The 21836-nt window shown below is 35.6% G+C and carries 14 protein-coding genes; 4 read left to right on the top strand and 10 right to left on the bottom strand.

Annotated features, from left to right (window positions below; translation table 11 throughout):
- Positions 1-2: 2 nt before the first annotated feature.
- Genes IEV85_RS10690 through IEV85_RS10705 form a run of 4 tightly spaced genes read right to left on the bottom strand, consistent with a single transcriptional unit; the run spans position 3 to position 7814 of the window.
- Complete coding sequence (locus IEV85_RS10690; protein ID WP_188463117.1) at positions 3-1109, bottom strand: family 16 glycosylhydrolase; 1107 nt, start codon at positions 1107-1109, stop codon at positions 3-5.
- 1 nt (position 1110) lies between these two features.
- Positions 1111-3219, bottom strand: a complete 2109-nt coding sequence (locus IEV85_RS25155) for a PKD domain-containing protein (protein ID WP_345259585.1) — start codon at positions 3217-3219, stop codon at positions 1111-1113.
- A gap of 12 nt (positions 3220-3231) precedes the next feature.
- On the bottom strand, positions 3232-4722 hold the full coding sequence (locus IEV85_RS10700) for a RagB/SusD family nutrient uptake outer membrane protein (protein WP_188463119.1): 1491 nt from the start codon (positions 4720-4722) through the stop codon (positions 3232-3234).
- Positions 4723-4733: 11 nt separating this feature from the next.
- Positions 4734-7814, bottom strand: coding sequence for a SusC/RagA family TonB-linked outer membrane protein (locus tag IEV85_RS10705; protein ID WP_188463121.1), 3081 nt, complete (start codon positions 7812-7814; stop codon positions 4734-4736).
- A 324-nt stretch (positions 7815-8138) separates the two neighbouring features.
- Between IEV85_RS10705 and IEV85_RS10710 the strand changes: the two genes are divergently transcribed.
- Positions 8139-11039 carry a two-component regulator propeller domain-containing protein gene (locus tag IEV85_RS10710; RefSeq protein ID WP_188463123.1) on the top strand — a complete coding sequence of 967 codons (2901 nt, stop codon included), beginning with the start codon at positions 8139-8141 and terminating at the stop codon, positions 11037-11039.
- A gap of 11 nt (positions 11040-11050) precedes the next feature.
- Here IEV85_RS10710 and IEV85_RS10715 read toward each other — a convergent pair whose 3' ends face one another.
- Positions 11051-12010, bottom strand: coding sequence for a mechanosensitive ion channel family protein (locus IEV85_RS10715; RefSeq protein ID WP_188463125.1), 960 nt, complete (start codon positions 12008-12010; stop codon positions 11051-11053).
- A gap of 178 nt (positions 12011-12188) precedes the next feature.
- Here IEV85_RS10715 and IEV85_RS10720 point away from each other — a divergent pair, with 178 nt between their 5' ends.
- Both IEV85_RS10720 and IEV85_RS10725 read left to right on the top strand, forming a co-directional pair.
- Positions 12189-12593, top strand: a complete 405-nt coding sequence (locus tag IEV85_RS10720; RefSeq protein WP_188463127.1) for a hypothetical protein — start codon at positions 12189-12191, stop codon at positions 12591-12593.
- A gap of 1 nt (position 12594) precedes the next feature.
- Positions 12595-12798 (top strand): helix-turn-helix transcriptional regulator, encoded by a 204-nt coding sequence (locus IEV85_RS10725; RefSeq protein ID WP_188463129.1) that lies wholly within the window; start codon positions 12595-12597, stop codon positions 12796-12798.
- 8 nt (positions 12799-12806) lie between these two features.
- Here IEV85_RS10725 and IEV85_RS10730 read toward each other — a convergent pair whose 3' ends face one another.
- From IEV85_RS10730 to IEV85_RS10750, 5 genes are all read right to left on the bottom strand, one after another.
- The gene (locus IEV85_RS10730) at positions 12807-14066 is read right to left on the bottom strand and encodes a metallophosphoesterase (protein WP_188463131.1); all 1260 of its coding nucleotides are present in this window, start codon (positions 14064-14066) and stop codon (positions 12807-12809) included.
- Between the two features lie 64 nt (positions 14067-14130).
- Entirely contained in the window at positions 14131-17559 is a 3429-nt protein-coding gene (locus IEV85_RS10735; protein ID WP_188463133.1) for an efflux RND transporter permease subunit, read from the bottom strand.
- A gap of 24 nt (positions 17560-17583) precedes the next feature.
- Complete coding sequence (locus IEV85_RS10740) at positions 17584-18720, bottom strand: efflux RND transporter periplasmic adaptor subunit (RefSeq protein ID WP_188463135.1); 1137 nt, start codon at positions 18718-18720, stop codon at positions 17584-17586.
- Between the two features lie 32 nt (positions 18721-18752).
- Entirely contained in the window at positions 18753-20144 is a 1392-nt protein-coding gene (locus IEV85_RS10745; RefSeq protein WP_188463136.1) for a TolC family protein, read from the bottom strand.
- Positions 20128-20739, bottom strand: coding sequence for a TetR/AcrR family transcriptional regulator (locus tag IEV85_RS10750; RefSeq protein WP_262892143.1), 612 nt, complete (start codon positions 20737-20739; stop codon positions 20128-20130). Before IEV85_RS10750 ends, IEV85_RS10745 begins: the two co-directional genes overlap by 17 nt.
- Before the next feature lie 220 nt (positions 20740-20959).
- On the opposite strand from IEV85_RS10750, the gene IEV85_RS10755 reads away from it, so the two are divergent.
- Positions 20960-21787, top strand: a complete 828-nt coding sequence (locus tag IEV85_RS10755) for an alpha/beta fold hydrolase (protein WP_188463138.1) — start codon at positions 20960-20962, stop codon at positions 21785-21787.
- Positions 21788-21836 lie beyond the last annotated feature (49 nt).

The raw sequence follows: 21836 nt of genomic DNA on the forward strand, positions 1-21836 counted from the left end.
AATTAATTTTCCTGAAATACTCGTACGTAGTCTACTATCATTTTTTGAGGGAATTGAGTTGTTGCATCAGGGCTACCTGGCAGGTTACCACCCACAGCAACATTAAATATGAAGAAGAATGGTTTTCGAAATTCATCTAAACCTTGTGGTGAAATATCAATTGTATGATACACATTATCATCCACCAACCATTGAATTTTCTCTTCATCCCACAGTAAGCTAAAAACATGAAATTCATCTGCAAAAGTACCTGAAGATAATTGGTAAGGAGATCCCTCTCCACAAGTACAGGCATATTGACCATTATTGTCCCAATGCAAAGTACCAAAAACCTGGCTTTCTTTTATTCCGCCTCCTATTTTCTCCATTATATCTATCTCACCTGACCTTGGCCATCCTACCTCGTCAAAATTAGCTCCCAGCATCCATAATGCTGGCCAAACACCTTGTCCGAATGGCAAAATAGCCCTAATATCGATCCTTCCATATTGAAAATCTTGTTTATCCTTAGTGATTAGACGAGAAGAGGTATAATTGCTACCACTAAAAGATTCTTCTTTGGCTTCTATGGTTAAATAACCACCACCTACCGTGGTATTTTCTGCTCTATAATACTGAAGTTCATTATTGCCCCAACCATTACCACCTGTGCCAATTTCCGGGGTCCAATCAGAAGATAATTGGCTTCCTTCAAATTCATCCTGCCATACTAAGTCATAACCTTCATATTGCAGTGGGGTAGTATAGCCATCATCAGGTTCATTATCCACTAAATTGATCTGTACTTGTTCAGTTGTACTTATGAAGTCATTCTGAGTAGTATGTGCCCTCGCTGTTATTTGATAGTCGCCAGCATCTGAATAAACATATTTGATTTGACCAGAATTCTGTTGAATAAACTCTTCACTATCTCCAAAATTAAAAGTGTAGAAGTTTACTCTTTCAGCGCTGGCCGTTAGTGTTATTTCAGCAGGATTACTTTCAGATTTCACTACTGAAACAACTAGATTTGAGGGTAAAATAACCTCAGCAGAAGGAGTATCCTCCCCACAAGATGTGAGGAAGATACCCATTAAACTAAATAAAGGTATTAAAAATCTAATTTTCATATTATTGATTTGGGATCAAGACAAAATTCCAGAATGCACCACCAACATCAATTGTTAAGGTTAGTTCCTCACCAGAAGCATTTTTAAAATAGTCTAACACTTCATAAGTAACTGCTGCATCCATATCTGGTGGCGCTGTATCATATTCATCTCCATTATAGGCTTTAGGAAGAGCTATGAATGCACCTGTACCTCTTACTGTAATATAAGCTGGTGTAGTTTCAGTAGCAGGTGTTAAAGAGAAAGAATGAACCCCTGAACCCCACGCTTCAGCATCAGTACCATTTAGTATATCATCTGATTCACAACTTGGAGTATTTTCTGGGACAACACCTGCCATATAAGACTCTGCAAATATATCACCATTGGTTTTATACTCGTATTGCCCTCCTGTTTTAAAGATAAACTCATCATTAAACAAACAAGGACGGTCACCAGAAATATCTGCACCCTGAGGGAAGTAGTTGTCGCTTCCTTTAGAATCCCCCACACCAAATGAACCAGCCGCTGGCCTCAAAACCCAAGATTTAGTATTACCTCCTGTTAATAATTCCTGTGTCAATACAGTTGTCTCTTCTGTCGCAAAACCTATGTCATCAACATAGAAGGTACCTCCAGCATTATTATCAAAATCCATAAACAGAGCTATCTTATTATAAGTACCCGATGGAGTTCCTGTAAAGTCGAAGTTTAATTGAGTCCATCCATTTACAGTAGTTATATCCGAAAATACTTCCACCGGAGTAGCTGTTCCATCAGCAGATTCTAATTTAAATAATGCTCTACCTGTTACTGGTGACCATGCTTTAAAACCTAAAACAGTATTGGAAGAAAACTCTATAAATTCGTCAAGAGTAATTTCTATACCAGCCCAGTTTCCTTCAAACCCTTTAACATATTCTCCAACTCTTGAGGATTGATTTACTCCACTCACATCTGGGTTATCAATAACATTAAATACAGTTCCTCCAAAAGCACCAAATTGTGTATCATTCTCTTCAAATGTAAATGGGAATAATTTTGGTATTGAACTTACTGTTATATCCTGAGAAACTGAAGCTGATTCACCAGGAGCAGTCACATTAAGAGTTACATTATATGTTCCTTCTGCCATATAAGTATGTGTAGGGTTTTCCTCAGAACTGGTAGCTCCATCCCCAAAATCCCAACTATAAGATTTAGCATTTAATGAAGTGCTTTTAAATTGCACTGACAAGCCATTAATAGTAGTAGTATAGCTAGCTGCAACTGGAGCATATCCTTTTCTAATCAATCTATGATACCATTTCAAATCTGGGGAAGCTGCATCATTAAACCTGATGAACATTTCATTTTCAGAAATAGATAAAACCTGATATTTGTTAACCCCGGTGTTATAGCCAATAAACCCATTATTATTAAAGCTAAGTACAATATAACCTTCATCGTCCTCTTGAAAAGAGAAATTGATATTTTCTGCTGCTTCATAAGGTGCTGTCCTGTCTCCTGCCTCTGGTTCATAAGCGCCAGGAAATTTCCCTTCTTGTGCCGGATTTAAATATACATCTCCATTAGTATTTTGCTTATATTGATATTGGTTCAAAACGAAAGTATATTCATCATTATATAATCCTGCACCTGCTTTTTCGTTAGCCTGTGCTGCATAATAATCAGGTCCAAAGGATGATGCAGGTCCAACACCTAGATGTCCTGACCTTTCTGCATCTATTACCCATGTTTTGCCCTCTGGCTGGTCACAACCACCAGTAAGAAGTTCCAGGAATTCAACCTCACAAATAGTAGGGTCTGTTTCTTCAATGGTAATTGTCTCAGATGATGAAACCGAACCGCCACTGGAGAAAACTGTAAGAGTTACCTCATAATCACCAGCGAAAGGAAAATAACCCTCTACCTGATCTCCTTCGGCTGTAGCTCCATTTCCAAAATCCCATTTCTTAATAAATCCAGTTGAATTGTTTGAGAAATTAAGATAATTTTCACCTTTAGATGACTCCGTAATTGAATACTCAGCTTCCTGAGGCTGTGGAGCCTCTTTTATCTCAAATTCCTCAGAGCAACTCCAAACAGATACTGCTACTATTGCAAATAAGTATAATATATATTTTTTCATGACTACAGATTTTTAATTATAATTTGGATTTTGCTCCCAGGTACCACCTACTAGATCGATTTCAATTTGTGGAATAGGAAACAATTCATTTTTCCCTACTTGAAAACCCTCAATACTTTCTGAAGCCTGTCCTGTTCTAACAAGATCAAAAAACCGATGACCTTCACCAGAAAGTTCAAACCTTCTCTCTTCCCAAATTGCTTCAGTAAGTGCCTGTCCAGTTACATTTATAGCTGATAAGCCTACTCGATTTCTCACTTGATTTAGATAATCTTGAGCCAATCCATCATTTGCTGAAGGTTTTCTATTATGGGCTTCAGCAGCCATCAGTAATACATCTGGATAACGTATTACTCTATAATTGACAGGGCTTGTCAAATCGTTATCTCCAGCACCTAATTCATCTAATCTTTTAATGTATTTATTATTATAATATCCGGTATGGCCACCCCCTCCAATTACATACTTAATGTCCGCTGGATTCTCTTGTTCAGCAATAAAAGCCTCTATATCAAGCACGGTACCATCTCTTCTAATATCTGAGGGATCAAAAGCATTGTATAAATCCTCTGTTGGCAAATTATAACTATTACCATCACCATAAATTGGCCCTTCATATTGTCTAATGCCCTGAAATCCTAATGCAGCATTACCTTCCAGACAAACTAAACATCCATAGCTACCACCTTCTACACCAGTATACTGTATTTCAAAAACTGATTCTAAATTACCTTCTTGTTCTACGCTAAACAAAGCAGTATATTCTTCACTCGTAGTAGTTGTTATTGTACTGTAAGGACCTTCATTTATCACTCTGTCTAAAGTGGTAGCTGCTTCTGTAAACTTATCCTGATACAAATAAACTTTACCTAATAAAGCTAATGCTGCACCTTTTGTAATCCTCCCTTTAACTGAATTAGTCCATTCCAACACTTCAGAAGCGACTTGTAAATCAGCTTCAATCTGAGCATAAACTTGTTCTTTGGGTGTTCTATCAATTGAAACAGCTTCTTCAATGCCCAGCCTTCTATCAACAATTAAAGGAATGTCTCCAAAATACTTAACTAACTGAAAGTAATAATAGGCACGTAAAAATGCTGCTTCTGCGTACAACACATCTTTACCTTCAAAATCGATTTTATCACGAAATTCAAACATGTAATTCACTCTGGTGATTCCAGCATAATTAAACCTTAGAACATTTCTTAGCTCGTCATTTACTCCTCCATGAGTCATTTCGTCAATTTGGTGCAATCCACGTGAATCATTTACACTCTCACCACCGGCAATCGCATTATCTGAGGCTATCTCTCCTATCCAATTATTTAAATAAGAAGTTTGTAGTAAGTCATAAGCTCCAATCAACGCTCTTTCATAATCTTCTTGCGTATTAAAAAAGCTTTCAGCATCTTCAGCAAAAGGAGGGTCAATTTCTAGTCTATCATCGCATGCTGCAAAACTGATAGTAAAGACTAACAAACAGATATATTTTATTTTTTTCATTATTATTCTATTTAAAATTGTAGATTAATTCCACCCATTAATATTTTTGCAACCGGGTATCTTCCTAAGTCTACCCCATTTCCTAAAACTCCGCTGGAGCCAACATCAGGGGTGTATCCCATGTATCTGGTAAGGGTTACAGCATTATTAGCTGCGATATAAAATCTCACTTTTGAAGATTTTATTGTTTCACTCCACTTAACAGGCAGGGTGTAGCCAATTTGTACATTGTTTAAACGCACATAGCTTCCATCTTCTACATAAAAATCTGAAAATTGAGTATTTTGTGTACCTTCTGTAGTTAATCTCGGGTATTCATTGGTTGAGCCCGGTCCTGTCCATCTGTTAAGGTTATAAGCCATTTGATTTGCAAAAGGACTTTGTCTTTCATAGTTTCTTACAATTTCTTGTCCTAGCGCTGCATATATGTTTCCAGACAAATCAAAGCCATAAGCACTTAAACTAAAATTAAAGCCCATAGTAAAATCGGGAATTGGTGATCCAATTTGAGTTTTATCTGAGTTGTTACTAAAATTAATTTCACCATCACCATTTACGTCCACAAATCGTAAGTCTCCAGGTTGAGCGCCAGGCTGTACTACATCGCTCGAAGCAATTTCTTCTGCAGTCTGCCAAATGCCATTGGTCTTGTAGCCATTAAAATACCCAATAGGAAAACCTTCTTCAAATCTGGTAGCGATACCACCTCCGACACTGAAACCCGCACCAGGAATAAAATCAATACCTTCTGCAGTTCTTGTAACTTCATTTTGCAAATAAGTGAAATTGTATCCTAAAGTTAAATTCACATCTTTTCCTAGAGTAGCTCTATAGTTTAAATCAAATTCTACCCCTTGATTCCTCACATCACCATTATTCACAATGGGAGCTAAACCGCCTGCTCCGTAAGTTCCTAAAACAGCACTTACGTCAGGGGCAAAAAGTAAATCTTTTGTGTCCTTAAGAAAGTAATTTATACCAAAATCAAAATTATTGAACAAGCTTAAATCTAAACCGATATTGGTTTGTCTCGTTTCCTCCCATTTTAAATCCGGATTGGCAGCTCTTCCTATAGCTGCACCTTGTAAAAGAGCATCGTTAAATACGTAAGTAGCTTCACCACCTAAATTTGCTCTATACGCATAACTTGATATTTGATCATTGCCAACCACTCCAAAACTTACTCTCAATTTGGCAAAATCTACGGCTGAAATATTAAAAAATTCTTCATCAGAAATAACCCAGGCACCGGAAACTGATCCGAAATAACCGAATCTGTTATTTGGACCGAATTTTGTTGACCCATCTCTTCTGATGATACCTGAAATAAGATACCTCTTGCTGTAATCATATTCTGCTCTCAGGAAAACTGAATTCAATCTATCTAACCCTTGACTAGATCCAACATTATTCAGGTAACCTCCAACAGCTTTATTAGCAGAAATATCCGCTAAATCAAGTGAATTATTAGGAATATTAAATCCAGTTCCATTTAAAATCCTTGACGATTCTTCAGTAAATGAAAATCCAACTGTTCCTTTTACATTATGTACATCGCCAAACGTATTCTTATAATTCACAAACCCTTCAGCCAAATAATTGAAGTATGACTCCCTAGATTCAAAAACGCTTGCTCCCTGCTCAACTTCAAGTTCTCCAATATTAATAATTCTAGGATCCAAATTTTCGTTGAGTGCTGAATTCGCAAATTTACCAGGCCCATACCAAACTAATGGATTAAACACTTTAACGTCAACGATTGCATAATTGTAACCTATTCGAGCAGAAGCTTCAAAGTTATCATTAATGGTATAAGTTAATTCTTGCTTACCCACTATTTTATTCGTTTCAGCGTCATTAAAGGTATTTTGTATTTGAGCTACCGGATTAATAATGTCAGAAACATTATTAAGATATGAAAACCTGCCATCTACGCGAACGGGTTCAGTAGGATAGGCATTTACAGCATTAAATAGCACAGAGCCAATCACGCCTTCAGATATACCACTGGAACGCTCTTGTGAGTATAGTAAAGTATTAGTCAACTTCACTTTAGGGAAAACCTCAGTAACAAAATTTAATCTTGCATTATACCTCTCAAAGTTAGCTTTGTCATCACCTACTATACCTTGCTGTCCGAAATATGAACCTCCCACATTGTAGGAAGTCTTTTCAGAACCACCAGAAACACTTAAATTATAACTTTGCATAGGCGCCTGTTGAAAAACCTGATCCTGCCAATCGGTACCTTCACCTAACTCAGTGTTGGCAAAAGGAACAGCCTGATTATTAGCTGCAAAAGCTTCATTCTTAAGTATCGCATATTCTCTTGCATTTAAAAGATCCAGCTTTCTTGAAGTTTCCTGAACACCATAATAACCATCAAATTGGATAGTTGGCTTGGAATTTAATTTTCCTTTCTTAGTTTCAATAATGACCACTCCATTTGCTGCACGCACACCGTAAATACCCGCTGTAGCATCCTTAATAATATCAATTGAAGCAATGTCATTAGGATTTAAAGAATTCAAACCTTCGTCAGGGAAAATTACACCATCAACTATTATAAGCGGACTATTATCTCCATTGGTCGAGATACCTCTTATGTTAATGTTAGCAGAACCACCCGGGGATGCAGAGTTAGTTGTAATGTTAACTCCTGAAACAGCACCTTGCAGTGCCTGATCCATTCGGGGAACTTTTCTTTCTTCAATAGCATCACCGCTGACATTTGAGATAGCACCTGTCAACTCCTTCTTTGTAGTAGTCCCATATCCTACTACTACTACTTCACTTAAAGAAGTAACATCTTCTTCCAAGTTGACATCTATAACAGACCTACCATTTACCTGAATCTCTTTCGATTTGTAACCGATAAAGCTGAACCTTAAAATATCATCAGCACCTGCCTGAATTTTAAAATTACCATCCAGGTCTGTTACAGCACCTTCCGATGTGCCTACTTTAAATATATTTACACCGGGTAAGCCTTGTCCTGACGCCTGGTCAGTGACCTTACCTGTAATTGTATTCTGCCCAAGGGCCAGATAGCCACTTAGCAGGAATAAAAGAATAAGTAATTTGTGTTTCATAGTATGTTATACTTTAAATAATAAGTGTTTTTAAGGCTAAAATTCTTCATGCATTTTGATATAATTTTAACCTGGTTCAATAATATTTTAACCAAATGAAAGCTTAAATAGCGACCTGGCAAAGAAAATAAATACATCAATAATACATCAATGAAAAAAATATCACTACTCAAAAATACATCACATCTTAAATAAAAGTGCTTTTAGATCAATTTAAACAACATTATCAATCTTTTTTAATTAATGATAAACCACTACATTTACTTAGATAAAATACATCATTAAAAAAAATGAACTAAATTGAGATATTATTAATAAAAAAGCATGTTTAAACTACTATTTTCAACCATTGTCTTCTGCCTCCTTTCGCTCAGTGCAAGCTTAGCCCAATATAAAACTTTGGGACTGCCATTCAGTAAATATTACTCCAGCCAGGATTATGTGGGAGGAATTCAGAATTGGAAAATCACCCAAAGTGCAGAAGGCCTCATTTATGTAGCAAATAATTTTGGACTTTTGGAATTTGACGGCACTAACTGGGAGAGATATACGCTGGAAAAAGGCACAAAATGTAGGTTTGTTTATATCAATTCACAAGGAAGAATTTATGCTGCCGGTCAGGGAGATTTTGGCTATTTCATCCCCGATGAAAATGGAATTTTACATTTTATCTCTTTAGCTAACAAGCTGCCAGATTCTATCCGGAACTTTGATGAGACATGGAGAATATACCAACAAAATGATCAACTGGTTTTTTGTACGTTCGATGATATTTTTATATTCAATCAACAGGATGAATTTGTAAGGGCCATAGACCCGGCCTATGATCCGGAGAGTTTTCATATGGTTAATCATAAAATCTATATAAATCAATATGAAACAGGGCTTAGTGTACTTGACTCAGACAGCTTGAAGCTTATTCGCAATGGTGATTTCTTTAAGAACAAAACCGTTACCAGCATACTACCTGTTGCTAATGAGCAATTACTTATTAGTACATATAATGATGGCATTTTTATAAGTACTTCAAATGGATACAAAGAGTGGTCTCCTGAAAACAACGATTTTTTAGAAAAAGCTGCTATTAACCATGCTATAAGGCTCAATAATGGAAGAATCGCTATAGGAACTCAAAATGAAGGAGTGCTTATTTTGAACACTGAAGGAAATATAGAACTGCATCTTACTAATGGAAAAGGCATTGAGAATAGAACGGTTTTATCTCTTTTTGAGGATATACAAGGTAACCTCTGGTTGGGTCATAATAATGGTATATCTATGATTGAGCTGAATTTACCTTTCACACATGCTAACGAACAGATAGAATTACCAGGAACAGGTTATGATGCGCTACTAAAAAATGATACACTTTACTATGGTACTAATAATGGCCTTTATTTCAAGAATATAAAAAAAAGAGAAGCTGAACTGCAGCTGGTGGAGAACTCCACCGGACAAGTCTATAGTATTGAAAATATTGACGGGCAAATAATTATGGGACATCACAATGGTGCTTTTGCAGTTTCTCACGGAAAAGCAAACTTATTGGCTCCTATTGCAGGTACCTGGACATTCCTTGAGCTTAGGGGTCAGCCTAATTATGTGCTTCAGGGAAATTATAAAGGCTTAGCTCTTTTTGAAAAAACAGTTAAGGGATTAAAGTTTATTAGGAAACTGGATGGTTTTCAAGAATCTTCCCGGGTGATGCAGGAAGACCAAAATGGGGATATCTGGATGACTCATGGATACAAAGGTGTATATAAGATACAGTTAAATAAAAATTTAACCGGAGTTGAATATAAATATTATGGAACTGAATCAGGTTTGCCTTCTACTGTTCTTATCAATGTATGGAGAGTAAATAACAGACTGATATTTACTACTGAAAGAGGCGTATACCGATACGATAAGTCCACCGATAGATTTATAAAGGATGACTTTTTCAATGAAATGTTAGGACCAGATTCTCAAATAATGAGCCTTTCTGAAGACCCGATTGGAAACGTATTTTATGCAAGCATGAAAGAAATTGGAGTATTGGAAAAACAACCCAATAGTACCTACGAAAAGCATACAGATATTTTCAATAGATTGGATTTACTACTTAATGATGACCTTCAAAATCTTATCACTTTAGAAGCAAACCAGGTACTTTTTGCTGCAAAAGAAGGATTTATTCATTTTAATAACCAGATGCCTAAAACAATTAATCATAATTTCTCAACAATTATTAATAGTGTAAAACTATCTTCCTCAGAAGATACTCTAACACTTGGAGGGCGCTATATCATTGACAATACCATCAAATTTGAGCAGCCAAAAGTAAAAATCCCTAAGGTCTCTTTTAATAATAATGCTATACAGTTTTCATTCAGCGCACCATTTGTAGAAGGACAAAACGATACAAAATACCAATACTGGCTTGAAAATGCAGAACCTGGATATAGTGAGTGGAGCAATAGGATGCTAAAAGAATACTCTAATCTAAAGGAAGGTAAGTATACTTTTCATGTAAAAGCTAAAAACATATATAACCAACTAAGTGAACCTGTTTCATTTAGTTTTGTGATTTTGCCTCCCTGGTACAGAACTCCCCTAGCCTACTCCATCTACTTTATATTGTTATTTGGAGTGTTAGCTACAACTTTCTATGCATTCGAATTCAGATACAAAAAGAAAACGGAAATTCTTACTGAGGAAAAAGAGAAAGAATTAACCCGAATGGACACAGAATTAAAGTCCTCCGAGCAAGAAATTGAAAGGCTAAAAAATGAAAAGCTAAAAGCTAAAATAGAGCTTCAGAACAAAGAATTAGCCACTTCAACAATGCATTTAATTAATAAAAATGGATTTATAAGTCATGTAAAAACTAATTTGAACACCATTATAAAGAGAAGCAAGAATCAAGAGGTAAAACACGAAATCAATAAGATTATACACAATATTGATAAGAATATTGCTTCTGATAATGATTGGGAACACTTTTCAATTCACTTTGACCAGGTACATGGTGATTTCATTAAAAGGCTTAAAAGCAATTACACTAATTTGAGTCCGCAGGAAATGAAATTGAGTGCTTATTTGAGGATGAACCTGAGTACCAAAGAAATTGCTCATTTACTAAATATATCTGTAAGGGGGGCTGAAATTGCCCGTTACAGGCTACGAAAGAAACTTAACCTGGACAGATCAGAAAACCTTCAGGAGTTTATTTTAAAGTATTAAGTGATATTTTATCATTGAGCTTCCTTGCCGGAATTGTCTGTTGAGGAAGTCTTTTCTTTTCTTCCATTGGTATTCAATTGCATTTCAGAAAGTGTTTCTCCTCCCTTAATTCCAAAATCCAGAGTACGGATAGGGAAAGGAATAGTAATGTCCGATTCATCAAAAGCTGCTTTGACTTTCATGATCGCATCAGATCTCATATCCAAATAACTATAGTCACCCGGGAACTTTATCCAGAATTTTATATCAAAATTGATGGAGCTATCACCAAACTCCTTGTAAGTGAAGATCATATCTTCTTTACGAATAACTCCTTCAAGGCTTTTAATAGCATCAACAACTATCTTTTTAACCTTTTCAAGCTCGTCACCATATGAAACACCTACTGTTAAATCTATTCTTCTTTCTCCTAAAATTGTATAATTCACTATAGGATTGGAAAGCACTTCTTTGTTGGGAATATAAACCTCCTGTCCCTGCCAGGTTTTAACTACAGTTACCCTAAGATTTGTTCTTGTAACAGTACCCATAAAATCCTGAATATATACTACATCACCTATCCTGAAAGGTTTACGAAAAGCAAGAATAATACCTGATACAAAGTTGGCCGCGATATCCTGAAAAGCAAATCCTAGTGCCAATCCAATAACACCTACCCCAGCTAACAGTGATGTTACGGCTTTATCTAATTTGAGAATATCAAGAATAATAAAAAGTCCGATACCAACTACAGCATAATATATAATACTAGAAAACAGGCCTTGTACAGCTATATTATTGGAGGACTTTTGGAAAATTTTAACGAATAAATTTTTAACTAATTTAGCTACTACCAGAAAGACTATAAAAAGAATAATAGCAACCAACATATTAGGCACCATGTCAATTAATGTAGTCCACCATGCATCTAATTTACTTGTGACCTGAGCGATAGGTTTAGATACTGATTGTTTTAACGAGTCTTGTTCCATTCTAAAAAATTAGTCTTGTTCAATTTACCCCTCCTTTTTATACCGCTTCATTATTAAAAAGTTGTCAAATCAGTACACATGTTGAAATAATTCATTGTATTAACAATTAAATATTGTAAAATAAACTTGACATTTAAGTAAAACATACTTTACTTTATGATAAATAAACTTTACTTAAATGACGAAACTTAATTACCCTTTGCTTGAAAGAAAATGGAAATGGCTAGCATTTACAATGTTTCCCTTACCCTTTATTATTCTCGGAATTTCATTTATTGCTTCCTACTCAATACCTCAAGAAGCTGTATCAGAAATCATCTACTTATGCTGGGCTTTAGGGTTTGGTATTTTGATTTCTTTAAAAGAAGAGGTGGAAGATGAAATGATCCATTCAATGCGATTAAAAGCTTTTCAGATGGGTGTATATTTCCTTATGTCAGGAACCTTAGCCATCATGATTATCAGTAGCATCAAAAGCTTCACTCCATTTACTGAATGGTTCAGTGCATATGCCGCTATCTGGCTTTTACACACTTATATTTATGCCACTTATAGCTACTTAAAGTGGAAAAATTCAATATAGCATGAGAAATACCATGAAGGTGGAAAGAGCCAAAAAGAACATTACGCAGGAAGATTTAGCCAAAGAAATAGGTGTATCGCGTCAGACTATCAATTCAATTGAGAAAAATAAGTACGTACCATCTACAGTCTTATCTTTGAAGATAGCACGTTTCTTTAACACAACCGTAAACGATATTTTTGAATTAACAGAAGATGATGAATAAAGCAGGTATTATGCCTGCTTTAACTCAATTATTGTTATTTCAGGTGGCATCCCTATTCTACCGGGATAACCTAAATAGCCATACCCTCTGTTTACATAAATGTGCTGATGATTATTGGTGTAAAGACCAGCCCACTGTTTGTAAACATATTGAGAAGGACTCCATTTAAAATCACCTACTTCTACTCCGAATTGAAAACCGTGCGTATGTCCGGCCAGCATGAGATCGATATCAGGAAAATCCTTTCTAACCTGTGCATCCCAATGGCTGGGATCATGAGATAACAAGATTTTTGCAGGAAACTCTTCAGTACCACTGTAAGCTTTAGCTAAATTACCATATTTAGCAAACCTTCCAGCACCCCAATTCTCCACACCAATAATAGCTAAAGGCTCTTTATCAGTATAGAAAATTTTATTTTCATCCAACATTAAATCCCAACCTAAAATTCTGTGAGCTTCCTTTAAATTATTAAGGTTCTGTTGTTTTGCTTTTGCGCTGCTCCAGTTTTTATAATCACCATAATCATGATTACCAAGGGTTGAGTAGACACCCAAAGGTGCCTTAACTTTGCTAAAGATTGGTATATATTTTTCCACCTCAGAGGCTTCATTATTTACCAGGTCACCAGTAAAAAAAACTACATCGGGCTTTTCCTTCATTAGCATATCCACGCCACCTTCCACTGCTATTTTATTCCAAAAACTACCACTGTGAATATCCGAAATCTGAGCCATTCTAACACCATCCCAGGCTTTAGGCAAATTAGGTAGCACTATGGTTTTTCTTCTGATCCTATAGTCATGTGCTCCTGAAATAATACCAAAACTCATGGCAGCAAGAGGCAATCCTCCTGCTACTAAAGCCGTTTTGGCTAAAAATTCGGATCTCGGTATTTTATTATCAGTAGATATGGGCTGAGATGAATTACTTACTTTGTCCTGTATTAACTGAAATGCATATTGTCCTAACCTAAATAAATCACCTAACAGAAGCACAATAGCTGCAAAAAACTTGGAAAAATAGTTTATGAAAACTATTACCAGCAAAAAACTTCTAAAAACTCTTGAATAAGCATCAGGATTCCCAAAATGATAGAGAAAGAAAGCCACTAAAGTAATGGCTGTGAAACCCCAATAGCTATAGAAAGAAAGATTTCTCCAGAATGAGCCAGCATTTTGTAAAGAGATTTTTACTGCTTGAAACGCGTAGAAATCCAGCAGCAAAAATATTATTGCCACAATGGGGATTAGTATTATTTTCGACATGAAGTTGTATTGTAGGACAAATGTAAAGCCTGCTGAACTTCTTCGTTCAGCAGGCTTAAGGAAATTACCTTCCTATTCCAAATTTAGCATTTAGCTTATTAGCTAATAAATACATTACCGGCACAATTACCAATGTTAGGAAGGTTGCAAAAGTTAAACCGAAAATTATCGTCCAACATATTGGCTTCCAGAACATTACAGAATCACCACCAATATAAAAATCGGGATCAAATTGAGAAAACAGACCAATAAAATCGAAGTTGAAACCAATTGCCAGTGGAATAAGCCCCAATACGGTTGTAATAGCCGTTAAAAGTACTGGCCTTAAACGTGTTTTACCAGCTTCCATTACAGCAGATTGAACATCATCGTATGATAGTTCCTGCCCTTCAGGCAAATTCATTTTAATGTTGGTTTTACTGATTTCAATAAAGTCAATTAACACAATTGCATTGTTCACCACTATACCAGCCAGTGAAATGATTCCGATCATGGTCATTACAACAATAAAATCCATCTGGAAAATAACCAATCCTAAGAATACACCAATTGTACTAAAAATTACAGAACTCATGATGATGAAAGGTGCTGTCAACTTATTAAACTGAGCAACTATAATTAAGAAAATGAGGAATACAGCTAATAATAAAGCACCACTTAAGAACTCCATTTCCTTTGCTTGTTCCTCCTGTTCACCTGTAAATTTAACATTGTATCCTTTTGGTACCTGAAAATCTTCTATCGATGCCTTTATTTGATTATTAATATTAGTTGCGTTATATCCTTCCAAAACGTTAGAATATAGTGTAACTACTCTTTCCATTTCCTTACGGTTGATTGAGCCATAAGTACTGGTATATTCCAGATTTGCCACAGCACTAATTGGTACTTGATTTACTTTACCAGAAGCCTGATCTCTATAAGTGATCTTCTTATTAATCATGGCATCTACATCATATCTGTACTCATCAGAATACCTCAATTGTACCTCATAATCATCTTCACCTTCTTTATAGGTAGAAATTTCTTTACCAAAAAGTCCTGTTCTGATTTCATTAGCAATAGTGGCTGTACTCAACCCGAACCGTCTTGCCTTTTCCCTGTTAATATTGATCTTCAGTTCCGGCTTACCTGTTTCCAAATCAGACTGAAGATTCTCTATACCTGAAATATTAAGGTTGTTAATAAAGAGTGTCAGCCTGTCTGAAATATCTATTAGCTCATCAAAATCATCACCGCTGATTTCTATATTAATAGGCTTTCCTGTAGGAGGCCCCGCCTGATCTTTATCAACTGTAATATCTACTCCTGGGTACTCGCTAACGGCATCCCTTATTTTATTCATCACCTCTGTAGTGTTTACTCCATTTCGGTATTTATATTCTACAAAGTTTACTGTAATCCTTCCTTTATTCGGAGTATCTGACTGCCCTACAGCTGTAGGATCTCCCGGATCTGAAGCTCCCTGACCTACATTGGTAACTACTGATTCTACAATTTCAGAATAAGGTGAAATTACTTCCTTTACCTGTCCTTCTACCCGCTTAGCAAATTTATTAGTCTGCTCAACATCTGTTCCTACAGGATACTCGATGAACACATTTACATACTTAGGCTCATTTTCAGGGAAGAATAATACGTCTGGTGTAAAAATTCCCATTAAAACAATAGACCCTATCAATGCCACTATAGTTCCGCCAAGAAAAAAGTAAGGTCTTCTTCCTATTACTGCATATCTTAAAGTCCTGCCATAAAGTCTGTCAAGAGCAGGCAATGACCTCTTTTGAAAAGCTCTTGCTCCGGGCATGAGTACATAAGTGTTTAATAAACCCAGTGTACCAAATAATATTAAAAGGTTACCTATTACATTAAGGGTTGTTACATTATCCAATATTAAAAGACTTAGTACCAGCAAAACAATCCCTAAACCAATAAAAATGAAGGCATTACGCAATACCTTTTTATGTTTCACTTCTTTTTCATCATCCAGATTCATAAATGAAGCGATAAATACCGGATTAATAACCAATGCCACAAAAAGAGACGAACCTAAAGTAATGATTAAGGTAATTGGTAGGTATTTCATAAACTCACCAATTAAACCAGGCCAAAAAGCTAAAGGTAAGAATGCCGCCAAAGTTGTTGCCGTAGAAGATATAATAGGCCACGCCACCTCTCCTACACCTATTTTAGTAGCTTGAATAGCAGAATATCCTTCTTCCATCAGTCGGTAAACATTTTCTACTACCACAATCCCATTATCCACTAACATTCCCAGAGCCATGATTAAAGAGAACAGCACAATCATATTAATAGTAATGCCAAGGGTTCCTAAAATAAGGAAGGCCATAAACATTGACATCGGGATAGCTACACCTACAAAAAGTGCATTTCGTGTACCTAAAAAGAAAAGTAAAACCAATACCACCAATATCACCCCTGAAATAATATTATTTTCAAGGCTGCTTACCTGATCTCTTGTTTGTTGCGACTGGTCATTGGTAATAACTACTTCCAAATCTTCCGGAAATACTTCTTCCTTGGCTCTGTCAACTAATTCATAGATTTTATCAGTAAGAATAAGCAAGTTTTCACCACTTCTTTTTACAGCATCAACCATTACTACAGCTTCGTTATTCAAACGAGCATAGCTTTCTTTCTCCTTGTAGTCAAATTCAACTTCAGCAATATCCTTCAAATAAACAATTCTTCCATTTTCATTTTTAACGATCAGGTTGAGTAATTGCTTAGGGTCTTTATATTCACCGGAGATAGAAACAGTTCTTCTTATTTTACCTGTTTTGATATTACCACCGGACATTGTCATATTTTCAGCCTTAACAGCATTTTCTATGTCCGCAAAACTCACTTTACGGGCTTCCATCTGTAAAGGATCCACATTGATTTTTACTTCCTTTTCATCAACACCTCGTATTTCCGCTTTAGACATTTCAGGGAATTTCTCTAATTCCTCTTCTAAATATTCTGCATAACCATTCAATGTTTCCAGGCTATAATTTCCTGATAAATTGATGTTTAATATAGGAAATTCAGAAACATTTAATTCAAATACATTAGGATCATCCTTCAAATCTGATGGCAACTCGGAACGCGCTTTATCTACAGCATCCTTAACTTCCCGCAACGCAGCATCTACATCAGTATCTGTAGTAAATTCCACAATAATTGTGGAGTAATCCTGTACCGAAGTAGACTTGATCTTATCAACGTCAGAAATAGTATTAATTTCCTTTTCCAGAGGGCGTGTAATCAGCTTTTCCATATCAGCCGGTGAATTCCCCGGATGTGGTGTTCCTACATAAATAGTAGGTTGGCTAATCTCAGGAAAGTTCTCCTTTGGTAAATTGATATAGGAAATTACCCCCATCAACACTATAATAAAAGTCAATACATAAACGGTAGTTCTGTTATTAACTGACATGGAGGTCAGTCCGAACTCTTTTTCCAGCTTCTTTTTCTTTTGCTCACTCATAAAATTTTGCTTAAAAAAGGCTAATTATTTTGTAACTTTTACAGTAATTCCATTAACAGCTTCTCTATAGCCCTCGGAAATTATAACATCTCCTGACTTTAAACCACTAATAATTTCTGTTTCATTGCTATAGGTTTCTCCTGGTTCTACTCTTACTTTGTTAGCTACCTTTACACCCTCTTTATTAATAACTGTAAAAACAAACTCGCCTTCACTATCCTCCTGTACTACTTCGGAATTAACCACAATAGCTTCAGGGTTTTGATAGTTGATTAAATCAATGCGGGCAAACTGGTTTGGTTTTAAGCTGTTCATTTTATCCGTTAATTTAACTTCTATTTGGAAAGTTCTGTTAGCCTGATTAATTACGTAGCTCAATGCACTTATCTTAGTTGATAGTGTGTCCTTTGTGGAAGGCAAATAAACCTCTACCGGATCGCCCACTTTAAAATCATTAATGTACTCTTCTGATACATCCGCTTTCAAGTACATTTCCTCCTGGCTTACCAATGAAAGAACAGGCATTCCAGGAGAAACATATTCTCCTACTTTAGTAATAACCTCATTCACAATACCACTAAAAGGAGCTCTTATATAAGCTTTAGATAATTGAGTCTGAGCACTTTCTAATTGTCTCTCCAATGACTCTTTTCTGTTTTTAACCTCCAGATATTGTACTTCAGTACCAATCTCCTGATCCCACAAGTTCTTTTGCTTTTCAAACTTGGTTGTAGCCAACTCCAATGAAGTTTTTAATTCATCAATTGTATTTCTTGTACTTTGAGCGTCCAATTGAATCAAAGTCTGTCCTTTTTTAACCACATCACCAGATTCAACATTCACCTGAATTACTCTTCCTGGTGTTTCAGTGCTCATGTCTATGTTTTTTCTTGAAGCTACCTCTCCTTGCACCTGAATTTTATGAACAAAAGGTGCAGCTTCTAAGGTTTTAGTTTCTACTAACACAGACTTGTCCATTTGCTTGGCAAATTTCGGATCCAATTGCGCTATCTCCTTCTCCAACTCCCTCACTTCTACTTCTTTCTGCTGAATCTCCTGCTTTAAAGTTTCTAATTTTGCTTTTTTTGATTCTACATCAGTTTCACCCCCGCAAGATGCTAATAGCAGGATTGAAATGGCTAAAAATAAGGTGTTTTTCATGTTTCTATTATTTATAATCAATGTGTTCAAACTTAATAAAGTGTTCCTAATGCTTTTTCTAATTCTATTTGTGTGATAACTGCATCATATAATGCATTGTAATAGTTGGTTTCAGCGGTTTTCCTGGCTGTTTCTGCTTCAATTAATTCATTGCTGCTTCCAACTCCATTATTGTACTTAATCTGAGACTGTTCAAATACTTTATTTGCTAATTTCTTATTAGCTTCCTGTACTTCCAGGCTTTCTTTTGCACTTCTTAAATTATCTCTCAATTGTCTGATTTCAAGATCTATAGATTTCTCCAATGCTTCCTTTTGTATATCAAGCTGCTCAATCTGAATCCTATTTCTCTGCATCAGATTTGACCTTCTCAATCCTGTAAATAAATCCCATTGTAAGCTGATTCCTACCGCACCAAAACTTAACCAGTTGTTATTGAAGTCCCATAGTTCACTAAATTCATTTACACCCGTATTATAGCCGTAGCTAAAGTTAGCGCTCAGTTTCGGTAAATGAGTAGCTTTGTTATTTTTTAAATCCAGCTCAGAAAGCTCTTTATTAGTCTTTAGAATTCTATAGTCAACCCTTTGCTCATAATTAAATTGTTCAATTTGAGTAGCATACTCAGTAACATTTAGAGAAAGGTTCTTCACATCTCCGGAAAGAGTAATTTCTTCTGACAATGGAAGACCCATTTGAAACTTTAAAAGGTCCATAGCATAGTTTAACCCTCTTTGAATTTTATTTTTCTCCGTTTTTGTATTGTTTAGATTCACCTGTACTCTGTCTACCTCTATACTTTCAGCAAATCCATTCTCGTTCAAAGCTCTCGTATCATTTAGTAATTCTTCCAACTGATTAATGTTGGCGTCTACTAACTCACTTCTTTCCTGATTAATCAATACAGTATAATAAGCTTTGGTTACTGCTTCAACTGTTTCTATTTCTGATTGATTAGTCTCTTTTTGACGCAGTTCCCTTAAGGTCTTAGCGGCCTGAAGACCTACAAAATAAGACCCATCAAATATCAATTGCGAAACTGAAAAAGTAGCATTCCCATCGTAATTAGGGCTAAATTGAACCGGAGTAAACCCTTCAGGATCGAAAGGCTCGTTACTTGTGGTGTCCGGACCAAATAACGCATTGGGCAAAAATGCTTTTTGTACCTCGTAGTTATAATTAATGTTACTTCGCACACTTGCCTGAGGCAAACCCATCGCCCTGGTTTCGCCTACTTGCGTTTCAGCTATCCCTTCCTGTAATCGCGTAGATTGTAATGTGTAATTGTTTTCCAAAGCGAACTGTACACATTCTTCCAAACTCAATGGCTGATCTGTGCTAATTTGCTGGGCACTTCCCCATTCAGGAGTACTAAAGCAAATTATTGATACGATGATGACTAATTTGTTAAGCTTTTTGCTCATGATTTACATAAAAATTATATTGTTCTCTACCTTTTTCTGTTAAAATACCATGTATAAAATGATCAAACATTTGAACATGTACTGTCTTAAAATCAAATCTATCTCTCGGAAAAATATTATCAAATGCCAATTGTACTTCCTCAATTCTAAGAATAGCTAATATCTCCACGTTAATTTCCTTACGAAACAGGCCTTCTTTAATCCCCTGATAAAGGATACTAATCAGTAAGTCCTGCATGAATTCCTGCTTAAACTCAATCACTTTTTTATAAGCTTTAGGATAATACTTTTGTAAATCGTATATCAAAGTCGGGTTTACAGTTTCTGTCTGCTTTTTCATACATAAAGAAATCTGAAATAAAGCCTGTACAGCGTTCTCAGTATTATTCACTGCCTCAATAATTGACTTTTTATGATTCTCAAAGTGGCCTTTAATGGTGTTTTGAATGATAGCACTTTTGTCTCTGAAAAACTGGTAAATAGTTTTTTTACTTACTCCATTTTTCCTTGCAATATCATCCATGGTCACAGACCTTAAACCAAATTGCATAAAAAGGCTTTTCGCACACTCTAATATATTTTTCTCTGTACTCAAATTCGTTATATTGCAAAAATTGTAAAGGAAACTTTAGTTTTATTTTTAGTTTCCGTGGTTTCCAACGGGCAAATGTAAAATATGTTTTCGCATTATAAAAACTTTTATGAAAAATATTTATAAACCTATGAATCAGTGAGATACATTTGTTAATGGCAATCGTTTGCAAAGAAAATCAATGAAAAAACAACATGACAGTTCGAGATATTTTTAGCCAAAAATGAAAGATTACAGTATTAAATTTGGCCAGAATCATTTGAGTTATAGAATATCCGGTGCAGGTCAAAACTTTTTATTAGCCTTTCATGGCTTTGGTCAGAATGCCTCAATATATGACTCATTTGAGAAAAACCTGAGTAATAAATATACCATATTAAGTTTTGATATTTTCTACCATGGAAATAGTGACTGGAAGGAAAAAAATAAAGCTTTAACAAAAAGTGACTGGAAGCAAATTGTAGAGAAAGTTCTTAGTACTCACGGTATATCTACCTTCGCAGTGTGCGGTTACAGCATGGGAGGAAAATTTGCTATGGCAACACTGGAAGCATTCCAGAATAGCATAAACCAATTTATATTAATAGCTCCTGATGGTGTAAAAACATCCTTTTGGTATAGCCTCGCCACCTACCCAATAGCCTTCAGAAAATTCTTTAGGGCAATGATTACCCAACCGAAATACTTTCAGCACTTACTTAGGTTCTCTAAAAACTTAGGCCTGGTAGATAAAAGCCTTATAAAATTTGCTAACAGCCAAATGAATACCCGGGCCAAAAGACGAAGAGTGTACCTGGCCTGGGTAATGTTTCGTCACCTAACCTTCAACTTAAAAAATATAGCTGGAATTTTAAATCAGCATCAAATACCTACTTATATGATTACAGGTAAATACGACAAAATCATTACCTCAGGTAATATGATGAATTTACTAACACATGTTAATGAATATGAAAACATTATCTTAGAGTCTGGTCATAACTCCCTTATTGCTGATACCGCAGTTTATTTCAGGGAAAATCCGAAAAAACTAAAGTTTAAAATAGACTAATTTTCTAATTGCCTTAACCCCTGTTTCTTTATAAAGAAATTGTCTTAAA

Source organism: Marivirga lumbricoides, from assembly GCF_014636295.1.
In the GTDB taxonomy this organism is placed as follows: domain Bacteria; phylum Bacteroidota; class Bacteroidia; order Cytophagales; family Cyclobacteriaceae; genus Marivirga; species Marivirga lumbricoides.